The following is a 13,997-nucleotide window of genomic DNA, read 5'->3' on the forward strand; positions in this document are numbered from 1 at the left end:
CAAATCTGTGCGTGTTAATCAGCAGCCTTTTCCAACTGCCCAGCTTTAAACTTTACCGCCAGTAACACCAACGGTAGATATGCAATTACCACGCCAAGCAAGCCGTCTACATAGCCAAGCCCCACCAATAAAGCCATGGGTAGCAACCAAACAAGGTTGATCAGCATAACAGCCAAAGTTACAGGCCGGTGTGCAGCATATTGGCGTGAAGCATATTGGTAAGCATGACTGCGATGCGCCTCATAGACCTTGTCCCCGCGCAATAAACGCCGTAATAAAGTAAAAGTCGCATCCACCACAAACACACCGAGCAATATCACCCAACTCCACAGCAACTCAGCGGTAAACCAAGCGGCCTGTAACGACAGCACAGCCAAAATCAGACCTAAAAAGCCACTTCCCGCATCACCCATAAAAATGCGCGCTGGCGGAAAATTCCAACATAAAAACCCAGCCACAGCCGCCGCTAACAAAACCGGCACCAATGCTAAATTCGCGGCACCCAGCAACACATACAACAACGCGCCACCGAGACACACACAAATCGCCTCAACACTGGCAATACCATCAATACCATCCATAAAGTTATACAGATTGAGCAGCCAGACGATATACACAGCTGCCAATACATGGCCTATCACGCCTAAATCAAAGGCATAACCAAACACCAATAGCGACGGCAAGCCACCTAACCAATACAAAGCCCAAGCAGCTGATGAAAAGTGACCGAGTAAGCGCCAGCGTGCCGCAATATGGCCATGGTCATCTAAAAAACCAAGTATTGCCACGCCCGCACCTGCTCCAATAGTACCAATCACAAATGGCCAAGGTAGCAACTGCAACACACCCAAAAACGGCAAAACCGCAAGAAAACTTAAAACAATCGCCACACCACCACCGCGCGGCGTGGGCACGGAATGAGAACTACGCTCGTTAGGAATATCCATCAAACTGCTAGCCAGCGCATAACGGCGCAAAACCCAGGTCAAAACAAAAGCTGCTATAAATACAACCGCAGCAATCAACACGTTACTCATAGGTATTCCAAAGTTTATGACACATTAAATATTATGCGTTTTTACTTTCCGCGCTTTCTGGTAAAAAGTGCAGCGTTGGTAGCAGCAAAGTACCCAACATCGAGCGCGCAGTGATCTGCTGCAACATGTCCCGAATAGCACCATAAAGCATGGCTGAGCCATTCACTCGAACCAAGTCGTATCTATCGTCGCAAGTAAAATCAGCTGCAAGTTTAAACACGCCCTGCACAGCAATATCAAAGGTGTAAGGTGCTTTTTTTACTGCATCAGCTTCATTTAAAACGGCAACTCGCAACGCAACTAAAAAGTCAGTCGTGTTATTTTCTTGCTGACCCACGGTGTTTTCTACAAGTAGATTTACCCCTTCAAAATCAAACTGTGGCGCCCAAATTTCACCCAGACCGTCAGCATCCTCAAATGTTTCTACCCGTGTTTTAGTAAAGACCATCTGCATCAACTGTAGAGGCGATAATTGAATACTCATTTTAATGGACCCATTGCTTTTGAGCAGACCCAGCAAAATGTGCTGTACCAATCACAACCTGCTCACGTACAGAGTCCTGCAATTGAAAACCTGCATACAACTGCTGCTGTACTCGCCCTTTAGCTCTCACAGCGGCTAAAGCGAGGGTCATAGACTGGCTTGATAACGTTATTTGTTCAGTAGCAAACCCAGCATGTTGTTTAAGCCACGCAAACGCTGCAGGCACAGCTTGAGCAACGCGTAAAAGCTTATCCATGCCTTCCGATTGGGCAACATCATCCGACTCATATTTACTGAAAGCCACGGGCCCACCACCAAACACTTGAGCAGCCTGAGCCTGGGTTAACTCCAGAGACTCGCGCAGTTCGCGTAATTGCGCGCCCGTTAGCAAACCATCGACTTCCTTTTTAAACGCCTGCAAAACACGCTTATTCGCGCGCAAGTGCTTAGCGTCTGCCTGCTCTGTTCCACACTCAGAACAACAGGCAAAGTACAGCGGCAGCAGACGTTCAACACCTTTATAAACCGTTGACTCGCTTGCCTGCTGCTCAGTTAAAACACCCTGCTCACAAAGAGGGCAGGTTGAAAATACATTTTTATCAGTTGTCATTTTTGTCTCCATCATAGATGACACGACACAACACGTCTCCCTATGCTTTTACCATAATGATAAGTCATTTTATCATTACTCGGTAGACTTATTCCGCGCGTAGCGCTGTTCCCGCAGGGATATTCTCAGCATCAGGCACTACTACGTTGTAACCTGCACTGCATCCAGCTTGTAACCAAGCACGTGCGCCAACGCGAACGCCACCCGCAATCTGCACTCCAACACCCAAATGGCCGAAGTCGCCCAGCACGGCATCATGGTCCAGCGTGGCATTGGCATTAATAATCGCCGCACGGCCCACTTGCGCATCTACACCCACAACAGCTAACGCCATAACTGCAGTACCCGCACCCAAAATTACTGAAGCGCTGACATAAGCACGCGGATGCACTACAGATACCAATTTAATACCTGCTTGTTCAATGGCCGTACACCACTGTTCACGCACTTCATTATTACCTACAGCAGCAATCGCACCTTGCGCTTTATCAACAAACTTGGCTAAACCCGCAACATCAGTGACCACAGGCAAGCCAAAAGATTCTTGCAACGCAGGCCAACGGTCATCGACAAACAAAACCTGCTGCCAATCACCTGATAATAAAGCCGATTCAGCAACCGCTTTACCATGCCCACCAGCACCTAATATCAACAATGTCTTTGTCATAAGCTCAAAACCCAACCCTAAGACTCTGCCAGATACGCGGCGGCTGTTTTACGCATGGCATCTTCAACAGTGACGGGAGGCGTCCAGCCCAATAACTGCTGATTTTTACTGATATCAACCTGCAAAGACCCACACAATCGCTGAGAAAAACTACGCTTACCCAGTAACGCAAAAGCTGCATTCAACCAGCTCATAGGCACAGGCAGCAAACGTGCCCGCTTATCTAAAGCAACGCCCAACTGCTGTAACATTTGCGTAACAGATAAATCATGACCATCACTGGCTAAAAACACTTGATTAACAGCTGCAGGATGCTCAGCGCAGATCAAAATCAAATCCACCAAATTATCCAGCGCTACTAAACTACGCTTGTTATGAATGGCACCTAAAGGCAGAGGTACGCCGCGCTGCACCCATTGCATCATGCTGCGAAAATTGGCTTTCACACCTGGGCCATACACCAAGACCGGACGCACAATCGCAACTTCTAAGCCTGTCTCTTGCGCTAATGCCAGCAACGCCTGCTCGGCTTCGTATTTCGACACACCATAGGGGTCGCTTGGCTGTGCTAACGCATCCGCCGTATACGGCTGCCCCAACTCAGTGCCTTCACCATTCACTTTAATCGAACTGACAAATACAAAGCGCTGCACTCCAGCAGCCACCGCTTGGCGCGCTAAGGCTAAAGTGCCATCAACATTCACTTTACGAAACTCAGCTAAAGGATCATTCGAGGTTTCATTCATCACATGCACACGGGCAGCAGCATGAATCACCACATCAACACCTTGCAGCGCATCACGCCAATCCGTTTGTGCTGTGAGCTCTGGTACTTGCACAACACGCACCACATTTGCCACAAGCACAGCACGACGTACAGCAATGGTTAAATCGTATTGCCCATCGGCAACAATTCGCTGCTGCACAGCACGGCCAACAAAGCCAGTCGCACCAGTGAGCAGCACACGTTTTTGTTTAACAGCCATCTACAAATCCCTGCAAGTTGAACCTCTACCAACACTTCTGAGCGCGCGAACCACTAATCCGCACCCCACCCCCTAGGAGCGCAAGCCACTAGCCCACACTTGCACAACCTCTGGGAGCGCGGGCCGCTGGCCCGCATCCGCCAAAATCCCCAAGATTGCGAGCCGCTGGCCCGCACAGACGCAACATGGCGCCGTCAAATAGACTGCAACGATCTCGCAAAGGTGGAGGCACCGACACTACAGCCGGATAATACACGTGCCAGAAGCCGCTCTCACTTTGTGTAAACAGGTGTCTTTTGACGCGCCTCGCGACAGGCTGCAGCCATACCTTCTCCAGACACCCCACCCCACTAAAAAGCATAACCAGAGAGCTCTGCCAACTGGTCTAAAAATATTCTCTGCACCCGGCCGTTACCCTCTCGAAACGGATGGATCATATTCACCCGTCCCAAGTAATAGGCGGCTTTATATACAAAATCTGTTATATCCAACTCACGAAGAAAGCTATCTTTGTGCGGCTGATCAAATACCTCAGCAGACACATCCTCGATCTTTCGGTAAGGCAAAAAAAGCTGACCACCTTTAGAGATTTCAGTTTGTCGTAACTGACCTGCCCACTCGTAAATATCGCTGAAGAGATAATGGTGGATGCGACACATGTGCTTAAGATTGAAGGTCGGCTCTATTGGGTTCGCTATCAACTCTGCAAAAGCCACTTTACTGATAGCGGCTTCAGCTTCATTCAGCGCTTGGGTATTGGTAATACCCAAACGATTGATTAGACAGGTAGAACCACTCAGCAGATAAGGATCTTCTTCCTGAAGATCATAGTTCCCATAGCCTTGCATCACATCAAGAGGTTGAAGAAGCTTGCTGGTACTTTGCTACCAGTTGTATCCTTACTGACTCGCCTGATACACGACCAGCAGCCACTTTCAGCATTATAGCTTCTGACTGCTTCGTCATCTGTATACCTTCAATGGCCATGGAGCCTACAGCCTGACGAACCTTGAACGCCAACAATTGAGCTTTGGTGTATTTCATAGTGTTCCTCCAATGACAGCCACAGCATAGCGCTGCGAGCCGCACACAGGCAAGACGCCTCACGACCTTTGCGCCCATTCCCCCGTCTTTGCGAGCGCCACCCTGTCTTTGCGAGCGCAGCGAAGCAATCCACTTCGCAGACCGCACGGTGTCCAACCATGGACTGCCACCTCGCTACGCTCCTCGCAGAGACAGCACTGCATAGACTGCCACGGCCTACGGCCTCGCAGAGACAGAAACGCGTCTTGGCGAACCCCACCTGTCTTGGCGAGCACCACCCAGTCTTTGCGAGCGCAGCGAAGCAATCCACTTCGCAGACCGCACGGTATCAAACCATGGACTGCCGCGTCGCTACGCTCCTCGCAGAGACGGTGTTCTGTCATTGCGACCGCGAGGAACGTGGCGGGAAGCAATCTACCTATCAAACCACGCGTGGCCAGTCTTCCAGCACATGAAAAGGCATTATAATGCCAATATATTCTGACTCGCATGAATTTTAGGCATTATATTGCCATTTATAGTTTGTATGATAAGATTTTCAGCATTATATTGCCTGGTGGTACATCCATGAATGCATTAACTCTACAGCTCTATGCCCAAGGTCAATGGCATGATGCTGCACTACTGAGCGTTACCAACCCTCAGCAAGGATTACGCGCTGGTTGCACTTTAGGTTATATATCCAATTACCTGGTGGATTGCCTCGAAAAAGAGCACACAGCCCTAGCGTGGTCGTTGAGCGCTAACTTACCACTCGGCTGGGCTGCTTATGCTAATGCGCCGGTTTGGGCTGCCTTGCAAGATATCATCCCTGCAGGTGCGGCACGCCGTTTCTTAGAGCAGCGCTACGGACTGCAGCGTCCAGCGGGTATGGCCATGGATGTTTACTTACTTGCCCAATGCACACCTGCGCCCATTGGCCATTTACGCATTAAAGAAGCAGCCGAATTAATAACCACTGCTCCAGCATTAGGCTTTTCACGCGACAGTGTGGTGCGCCGGGATAACCACTTTTTAGAATATGCCTATGAACAAGGTGCAGCCATTGGCGGCGCAACCGGAGCAGGCGGTGAAGCACCTAAACTACTGTTAACTGAAGCTGCGGATGGCTTACTGTATGCGGACGCCAGTTTAGCCGATGAGCATGCAGTAACACATTGGTTTATTAAGTTTCCACGCCATACAGCAAACGCTACCGATCAAGATATTTTACGCAGCGAATATTGCTATTACCGCGCCATTCATCAGCTTGGGTTTTCCACGGTTGAACAATCAGGATTAGCCCTTGAAGAAATGAATAAACCGAGCTTATGGATGCGACGCTTTGATCGACGGGTCGAGAATCAGCAGGTGCAAAGGTTTGCCGTTGAATCAATTTACTCCTTACTAGAGGTCACAGAACCGGGTAGTTATTTACAGCATGTAGAAGTGCTTAAACGCTTGATATGCCTTTGGCGATTGCAGCAGCAAGAATCAACTATTGCTGAGTTAGTGCTGGAGTACTTACGCCGTGATTTACTTAATCAAGTGCTCGGCAATAGTGATAATCATGGCCGCAATACATCCATTATTCGCGGTGAACAGTCTATAGCTTTAGCGCCCATTTATGATTTAGCACCCATGGTGATGGATGACGAGGGCATTACTCGCACCACTAAATGGCCACAGACTCTTGAGCGTGGTGGGCAGGTTGATTGGCTGGCAGTCTGTCAGCTGGTCGGCGAACTGGCCGATCTTACGCCGGAGTGGCTGTACCAGCAGTTGCGAGATACTGCACAGCTGCTGTTAGCGCTGCCCGATTTACTGCTCGATTTAGGCCTGCCTGAACGAACTTGGCAACACCCTAGAATCCCATTACGTCACTTACAGCGCCAATTCACTTTGTGGGGGTTATGTTAATGGATGTTTTTGAGCGACAGCGTTACTTAGATGAACTGGGTGAACAACTGGCAAAGGGTAAAATCAGCATCGGTGAGGCGGTATACAGATTACGTAAAGACGTTACCGGCTTAGGCCAAGCGCCATTTGCGCGCATGTGCAAAATATCTTTGCGAGCCTTGCGGCAAATTGAGCACAATGAAGGCAATCCAACCTTGCAGACTTTAAACAATATTTTTAACTTATTTGGCATGCAGATAGGCGTCATTAAACGCGCACAGCCATATTAATCTGCCAGTCTCTGCGCCCCATGCCGTCTTTGCGAGCGTAGCGAAGCAATCCAACCCTGTAGGTCGGGCTTCAGCCCGACAAGTCAGCCTAAAGGCAGACCTACAGACTGCCACGTCGCTACACTCCTCGCAGATACGAATCTGGCCTCACAGCAGCACAGCTAAGTATTACTCACTCCTGTATCTGTAAACCTAATACGCTCTGCCAACTGCATAAAATAATTATGCGACCAAATATCTAAAGCCTGTGCATTTGCAATAAAGCGTCGCACATCATTCTTGGCCGACTCAACATCCAGTTGCTCAATGCGCTGCATTAACCATGCGCGAAACAAATCGGGAGTTAAAAGCTCGTCACCTAAATCCCCACTTTGCCTAGCTCGCATCTCTAAATGCGTTAAATTTAACTCAGCACCCTGCCGCACATACCATTCAAAATCGAACCAGTCTCGTCCCTTAACTCGATTTTTCCATCGTCTAAACAACAGGGCATGCATTTTACCGGCATACAAATCAGACAAGCTAAAACACTTCACATACACAGAATAAGGATTCAACAACAGCTTTTCTTCGGTTTTAAAACCCAGCGGTGGCTCAGTATCGACCTCGAACTTAATTTTCAACGCTTTCTGGCCACGTACGCTCACGTCATAAATACTGGTATTTTTCTTTAAAAATGCAGATACCACCGCCGTTTCAATCGATTTTTCACGCGCCGAAATCTCTACCTCAAACCCTAATGCATTAAACTCAGCAATCAAGGCATCAAAGTAGGGCTCAAAAGAAAAGTCTGCTTGTGGTTGCAGTAAGGAAAAATCCAAGTCTTCTGAAAATCGAGGCAGGTCGTAAAAGATTCGCAAACAGGTACCGCCATAAAAAGCCGCCTTATCAAAAAAACCTGCTCGCACTAAACCTGCTAACGCAATCTCTTGCATTACTTCACGCAAAGCGTCGTTGATATCATCACCATCAGCCAAATGATATTTTTTCAGCATCTGCTCAACAACGCTCATAGCAACCCCTCTAGCACCTGACGCAAAGCTTTAAACTGGCGTGTTTTATAACCAGAGTTCGCATAACTCTCTAGCACGGTCGCGTCAAAATCAGCTAAAAGTTCTGCATCCATGCGTAGGTCTTCAAACAAAAAAGCCTCCATAGAAGCCTTGCCTAAAGCCTTTAAGTGACGAGCTAACAAAACCGTATCACACACCGCTTTGGTTGGACTCGCCAGCCAAAAGTATTGATTACCGACGCTCTCAATCGTTAAACCAAGCGGAAAAAGCTGCTGCGGAATCTTAGAGTAAGAAAAACGCCCCAAGGAATTTTCCAACTCCCGCCCACGCCCTGTGCAGACAGACGTGACCTCAACGACTCGCTCAGGAATCAATCCATGCCATGACAGTGCATACTCCAAAGAGACACAAGAAGGTCCATACAATCGATTGGCAATCAAAGGCAAGCACAAGGCTTCTTGACGCCAGGGCGCACCCACAACATACAAGCCGCGCTTTAAAGAAATAAGTGTGCCTGAGGCTAACCATTCCGAAATTTTATCATTCGGACGTGCGTAATCAGACAACAAAGGCAATAGCGCACCATGCGAAAACGGCACAGCACCAAAGGAAGATAAACGATGCTCAAACATAAAGATCTTATTCTTGATTAGATAATCGGAAATTATCCGTTTATCCGCACATAATTACAACAAAAGTAACAAACACTACGCTCTATCACTAAATCTATCCCCATGGACCGCCACGGCCTACGGCCTCGCAGAGACAGAAGCGCGTCATTGAGCCACACCGTCTTTGCGAGCGCAGCGAAGCAATCCACCTCGCAAACACCACGGTGTCCAACCATGGACTGCCGCGGCCTACGGCCTCGCAGAGACGCGTATCAATAAACTGCCGCTACGCTCCTCGCAATGTCCGTTTTCAGCGCGCTCCTCGCAATGACCGCGCCCCTGGGAGCGCGGGCCGCTGGCCCGCATTTAGCATCACTGCCAGCCCAGCGAAACAACCTACCTACAACACCCCAGCCAACAACCCCTGCGCCTCATCAATCAACAACTGCAAATGCGCTTCACTGATAAAGCTCTCAGCATAAATCTTATACAACGCCTCAGTACCACTGGGCCGCGCGGCAAACCAGCCGTTCTCAGTACAGACCTTAATCCCACCAATCGCCGCATCATTGCCTGGGGCATTGAGTAGCACCGCGGTAATCGCCTCACCCGCCAATTCAGTGGCGCGAATATGCGCAACAGTCAAACCCTTAAACGCAGCCTTCTGCTCAGGCGTGGCAGCGGCATCAATGCGGCGGTAATAAGGCGTACCGTGTTGCGCCGTGAGCTTGGCATAATACTGTGATGGGCTTAAACCGGTCACTGCAGTGATTTCCGCCGCTAACAAACACAAGACAATACCGTCTTTATCTGTGGTCCAAGTGTCACCGGCAAAGGTTAATACAGTTGCTCCTGCACTTTCCTCACCGGCAAAAGCTAATTCACGCTGATGCAAACCCTCAACAAACCACTTAAACCCCACCGGCACTTCATACAACTCACGGCCATGGGCCGCGACAATGCGATCCATCAAGGATGAAGTGACCAAGGTTTTGCCAATCTTTAGCGCAGATGACCACAGCGGCCGATGGGTTAACAGGTAATCCACACACACGCACAAAAAGTGATTGGGATTCATCAAACCGGCGGCATCAACAATGCCATGCCGATCCGCATCGGGGTCATTGGCAAAGGACAAAGCAAACTGCTCACGAATCTTCAGTAAATTCGCCATGGCCGCAGGGCTTGAGCAATCCATACGAATGCGGCCATCGTGGTCCGGCGGCATAAAGGCAAACTCAGGGTCTTGGCTGCTATTGACCACAGTGATATTCAAGCCAGCATCCGTCGCCAACGCCTGCCACACCGCCAAAGCCGTACCGCCCATGGGATCAACACCCAGCTTTAAACCGGACTGGCGAATCGCGGCTAAATCCACCACCTGATCCAGTTCGGCAATATAACGCGCCACATAATCGTACTGCGCAACCTGCGCCAAAGCATCCGATAACGCCACACGCTGCACCGCAACACAAGCATCACGCAAATACTGATTCGCCCGCGCTTCAATCCAACTCGTTACATCACTGTCTGCTGGACCACCATCGGGCGTGTTGTATTTAATACCGCCATCTTCCGGTGGATTATGCGATGGGGTAATAATCAAACCATCGGCCAAATCCGCCAAACGCTGCGCGTTATAGCTTAAAATCGCCCGACTGACCAAAGGCGTCGCCGTCACGCCCTCATCCTGAGCCATACGCACCGCCACCTGATTGGCCAGCAACACCTGCAACGCCACCTCCCAAGCCGGGCGTGATAAAGCATGAGTGTCTAAACCGATAAACAACGGCCCAGCAATCCCCGCCTGCAGACGATAATCCACCACAGCTTGGGCAATGGCGAGAATGTGTTGCTCGTTAAAACTGGCGGTTAAAGAAGAACCGCGATGGCCGGAGGTGCCGAAGCTGACTAACTGAGCGGGAAAAGTAGAATCGGGTTTAACAGAATAAAAGGCATCGAGCCAAGGGGTGATCAAGATTGAAACTCCATTACTGTATGACGCTGCATCGCTATTAACTATAAACGGCCACGGCCTAAAGGCTCGCAGTGACGGTACTGTGTCTTTACGACCTCTCGCGCTGTCTTTGCGACCGCAAGGAACATGGCGGGAAGCAATCCATCCCGAAACCACGCGGCGCTCAATGGGAGCGCGGACCGCTGGCCCGCATTTAGCATCACTGCAAGCCCAGCTCCGTCTTTGCGACCGCGAGTAACGTGGCGGAGAGCAATCCATCCCGCAAGCCACGCGGCGCACACTAGGAGCGCGGGCCGCTGGCCCGCACCTGCATAACATAGCATTGGCGAACAAACTGCCAAGCCACTACGCTACTAGCGGAAAAATCAGCCTGGATACATCAGTCGTTACTTTAAGAGCATCCCCACCAACCGCTCATTGACTTCCTGCGCATCAAACTTCTCTTGCGCAATGCGGTAGCTCTCTTTGCCCATTTGCTCAATCAGCTCTGGCTGCTCAATAAAACGAATCATTTTTTCAGCGAGCTGTTCAGGCGACCAAGGTGGTACAAAAAAACCATTCACCCCATCCACAACAGTTTCACGGCAACCTGGCACATCAGTGGTAATCACTGCTCGCCCAATCGCCAACGCTTCTTGGGTACTGCGCGGCACGCCTTCTCGATACGAAGGCAAAACAAACACACTTGAATTTGCAAGCCACTCACCAACATTATCAACGTGACCAGGATAAATCACAGCACCTTGGGCAATCAACGTATCTAACTCTATACGTGTCAGCCCACCAGGATTTGCCTCATCTAGGCCACCAAGCATGACAAACTCAGCCTCAGGATAGCGCTGCCTCACTAACTGCGCAGCGGCAATGTATTCATTCACGCCTTTTTCAGCCAATAAGCGCCCAATAAATATAAAGCGTACAGGCTCAGATGGCGCTGAACTATAAGGATAATCCGCCAAGTTCAAACCGATACCACCCAATACACTGACATTACGCGTTTTGATTTTGTAGCGTTCAAGCAAATCCACTGGATCATCAGGATTGAGAAAGATCACCCGATCAGCAAAACGAAACGCCACGCGATACAACATCACCTGAATACGGCGGATGAGTTTAGTTTTGAAGCTTGGCCCAGCAGGTTGATCGGTAAAGACAAAACCTAAACCCTCTAACATCGCAATACGACGCGGCACCTTGGCCAGCGCAGCAGCTAACGTCCCATAGATAACAGGCTTAGAAAAGTATGAAAAAACAATATCAGGCTGAATGTCTTTCAGCAGTCGCTTGAGCTGTAACAGTGTTTTTAAATCGGCCAACGGATTTAAACCCGCACGGCTTAGGCTGTAATCAACAGGAATAGCACCAAGCGCTGTAACTTGCTGCTTTTGTGCCGGCGTGAAGTCGGTGGCGAAGGTATAAACTTGATAGCCTTGTTGAACTAGAGACAAAATCAAGTCGCGACGAAAACCAAGAATGGAGGCAGCAGTGGTGCCGATGATGGTTAGCTTCAATTGGCTTTCTCACTTTTTAAGGCCCTTAAATAAGACGAAATATAATTTCCAACCAATTCAGCGCCCACAGTTGACAAATGGTCTCCATCAAAGTGAATAGGGATGCCATCAACATAATTCAAACAGCCATTTTTATCACACAGTATGTCACGAGGAGAAATAAAATGAACATTACTATATTTATCAGCAAAGTTCTTTAAAGCTTCATCTATTGGTTGCTCGTTATTTTCAGAGTACAACTTACATTCATTACCTATTTTCTGGCCTAGCAGCTCTCTGCCTGCTAAACACTGCCAAACATCATACCCAGGATATGAATAAGTACCTACGATAATTAAATTATTATTAGCACTTAACTCTGAAACCATTTTATCTAAGCCAGACAAAACAACTTCAATATATTTATCGGATAAAATTTCTTCCTTATTTATTTTACTTGAAAGCCTTCCTACATACGCATTCCAATTTTGATTTAGAACCAAATTAGATCCCGAGTTACCCCTAATAGCATTGAGTAGTAATCCATACATATCACTACAATCTGTGGATTTATCTGTTAAATGATCAGGTTGAATCATACAGATAGTACGGGCTACAGATGCAGTTTTAAACTCTTGCTCATTAAAAAACCTTAAGTATTGTAAGGAATAGCTATCGCCAACCAAAATCAAGTTAGCTTTTCCAGGATCGGCATTAACATAAAAAAGCCACCCGTTAGATTGACTGAAAAATGGTACAGCACCATAATATTTATTAGTAATCTCTTGCTTGTTTAGTTTATATTCATCTGAAATTCTATTTGGTGCGCCACCATTATTATAAAAAAACATTGAAACCGAAACAGATAAAATTAAAAGGAAAACAACTCCATAACCATGATTCCGTTTTTTCTCAACAACCTCGTACAGTAAGAAAGAAATAAAGAAAACAACAACAAGGTATAAATATATATTTAAATTAAAATTAAGCTGTTTAGAGAAAACTAAAACAGGCCAATGTACCAGATAAATAGAGTAAGACCACAGACCTATCGTTTTAAATAAAAAATTACCTAGTAAAGACTTTTTATTTGCTGCTAACAAGCATAAGTATGTACCAAAGACAGGTAGTAAACTCAAATACCCTGGCCAAGGCATTGTTTCATTGATATAAAAAAACGAAAAAACTATAGATAATAACCCTATAATTTCAATTACATACAAATAACTTCTTGCTTTTTTAGACTCGAAATTTTTTAGTGGAAATAAAAACACCAACCCACCAACAAGCATTTCCCAAGCTCGTGAATATAATGAAAAATATGCGGACGTTGGATTCGCATATGATAAATACACAGATAAACAAAAGGAAAATAAAGTCGCCGCCAAAATTATGTACTTAAGTTTTTTATTAGAAAACAGCTTGCTTAGTAAAATAATAAAAACAGGATATAATAAGTAAAACTGCCACTCTAACGAAAGAGACCAAGTATGCAATAAAAACTTACCCTCACTAACAGTATCAAAATAATCAGCTTCGCCAGCGTATACGAAGTTTGAAACAAACAACGAACTAGCAAGTGAGTGCTTTGAAATTTCCTTATAGCCTGCTGGGGCAATAAATACATAACCTAAAATCAAGACAATTAAAAGAACTACTAATAAAGCAGGAAAAATTCGTTTAGCTCGTGACTTTACAAAATGAACATAATCAAAACCATTGCCTTTAAGCCCATTAAAAATAATACTGGTCATTAAAAAGCCAGATATAACAAAAAAAACATCTACACCAACAAAACCACCAGGCAAAGATGTTCTAGAGTAATGAAAAATTACAACAGCAATAACAGCAATCGCTCTTAGACCTGTAATATCATTTCTCATTCTTTTAACCAATGTATTATCCATAA

14 protein-coding genes are annotated in these 13,997 nt (G+C 47.2%); 2 read left to right on the forward strand and 12 right to left on the reverse strand.

Translation table 11 applies throughout. The features are described from left to right. Positions 1-14: 14 nt before the first annotated feature. The 7 genes from H591_RS0100160 to H591_RS0100190 form a co-directional block, all read right to left on the reverse strand. The gene (locus H591_RS0100160; protein ID WP_022964914.1) at positions 15-1,037 is read right to left on the reverse strand and encodes an MraY family glycosyltransferase; all 1,023 of its coding nucleotides are present in this window, start codon (positions 1,035-1,037) and stop codon (positions 15-17) included. A 31-nt stretch (positions 1,038-1,068) separates the two neighbouring features. Then, positions 1,069-1,521, reverse strand: a complete 453-nt coding sequence (locus tag H591_RS0100165; protein WP_022964915.1) for a protein-export chaperone SecB — start codon at positions 1,519-1,521, stop codon at positions 1,069-1,071. Between the two features lies 1 nt (position 1,522). Further along, a complete protein-coding gene (locus H591_RS14500; RefSeq protein ID WP_022964916.1) occupies positions 1,523-2,131 on the reverse strand; it encodes a type II toxin-antitoxin system MqsA family antitoxin in 609 nt (202 codons plus the stop codon). An 88-nt stretch (positions 2,132-2,219) separates the two neighbouring features. Next, positions 2,220-2,798 carry an acetyltransferase gene (locus H591_RS0100175; protein ID WP_022964917.1) on the reverse strand — a complete coding sequence of 193 codons (579 nt, stop codon included), beginning with the start codon at positions 2,796-2,798 and terminating at the stop codon, positions 2,220-2,222. Positions 2,799-2,815: 17 nt separating this feature from the next. Further along, positions 2,816-3,784: a UDP-glucose 4-epimerase family protein gene (locus H591_RS0100180; protein ID WP_022964918.1), complete on the reverse strand. Its 969-nt coding sequence runs from the start codon at positions 3,782-3,784 to the stop codon at positions 2,816-2,818. Between the two features lie 350 nt (positions 3,785-4,134). Further along, a complete protein-coding gene (locus H591_RS14505; protein WP_033420940.1) occupies positions 4,135-4,632 on the reverse strand; it encodes a Fic/DOC family protein in 498 nt (165 codons plus the stop codon). 4 nt (positions 4,633-4,636) lie between these two features. Continuing rightward, a complete protein-coding gene (locus H591_RS0100190) occupies positions 4,637-4,828 on the reverse strand; it encodes an antitoxin VbhA family protein (RefSeq protein ID WP_022964919.1) in 192 nt (63 codons plus the stop codon). A 567-nt stretch (positions 4,829-5,395) separates the two neighbouring features. Here H591_RS0100190 and H591_RS0100195 point away from each other — a divergent pair. Both H591_RS0100195 and H591_RS0100200 read left to right on the forward strand, forming a co-directional pair. Beyond that, positions 5,396-6,727 carry a HipA domain-containing protein gene (locus tag H591_RS0100195; RefSeq protein WP_022964920.1) on the forward strand — a complete coding sequence of 444 codons (1,332 nt, stop codon included), beginning with the start codon at positions 5,396-5,398 and terminating at the stop codon, positions 6,725-6,727. Continuing rightward, positions 6,727-6,996, forward strand: a complete 270-nt coding sequence (locus H591_RS0100200) for a helix-turn-helix domain-containing protein (RefSeq protein ID WP_022964921.1) — start codon at positions 6,727-6,729, stop codon at positions 6,994-6,996. Before H591_RS0100195 ends, H591_RS0100200 begins: the two co-directional genes overlap by 1 nt. Positions 6,997-7,157: 161 nt before the next feature. Here H591_RS0100200 and H591_RS0100205 read toward each other — a convergent pair whose 3' ends face one another. The 5 genes from H591_RS0100205 to H591_RS15635 form a co-directional block, all read right to left on the reverse strand. Beyond that, the gene (locus H591_RS0100205; protein WP_022964922.1) at positions 7,158-8,009 is read right to left on the reverse strand and encodes a nucleotidyl transferase AbiEii/AbiGii toxin family protein; all 852 of its coding nucleotides are present in this window, start codon (positions 8,007-8,009) and stop codon (positions 7,158-7,160) included. After that, positions 8,006-8,641: a type IV toxin-antitoxin system AbiEi family antitoxin domain-containing protein gene (locus tag H591_RS14510; RefSeq protein ID WP_022964923.1), complete on the reverse strand. Its 636-nt coding sequence runs from the start codon at positions 8,639-8,641 to the stop codon at positions 8,006-8,008. Before H591_RS14510 ends, H591_RS0100205 begins: the two co-directional genes overlap by 4 nt. A 379-nt stretch (positions 8,642-9,020) precedes the next feature. Beyond that, a complete protein-coding gene (locus tag H591_RS0100215) occupies positions 9,021-10,598 on the reverse strand; it encodes a phosphoglucomutase (protein WP_022964924.1) in 1,578 nt (525 codons plus the stop codon). 386 nt (positions 10,599-10,984) lie between these two features. Continuing rightward, the gene (locus tag H591_RS0100225) at positions 10,985-12,109 is read right to left on the reverse strand and encodes a glycosyltransferase family 4 protein (RefSeq protein WP_022964926.1); all 1,125 of its coding nucleotides are present in this window, start codon (positions 12,107-12,109) and stop codon (positions 10,985-10,987) included. Then, complete coding sequence (locus H591_RS15635) at positions 12,106-13,995, reverse strand: acyltransferase family protein (RefSeq protein WP_022964927.1); 1,890 nt, start codon at positions 13,993-13,995, stop codon at positions 12,106-12,108. The genes H591_RS0100225 and H591_RS15635 overlap by 4 nt, the downstream gene beginning before the upstream one ends. Positions 13,996-13,997 lie beyond the last annotated feature (2 nt).

This window comes from Denitrificimonas caeni DSM 24390 (genome assembly GCF_000421765.1).
Lineage (GTDB): Bacteria > Pseudomonadota > Gammaproteobacteria > Pseudomonadales > Pseudomonadaceae > Denitrificimonas > Denitrificimonas caeni.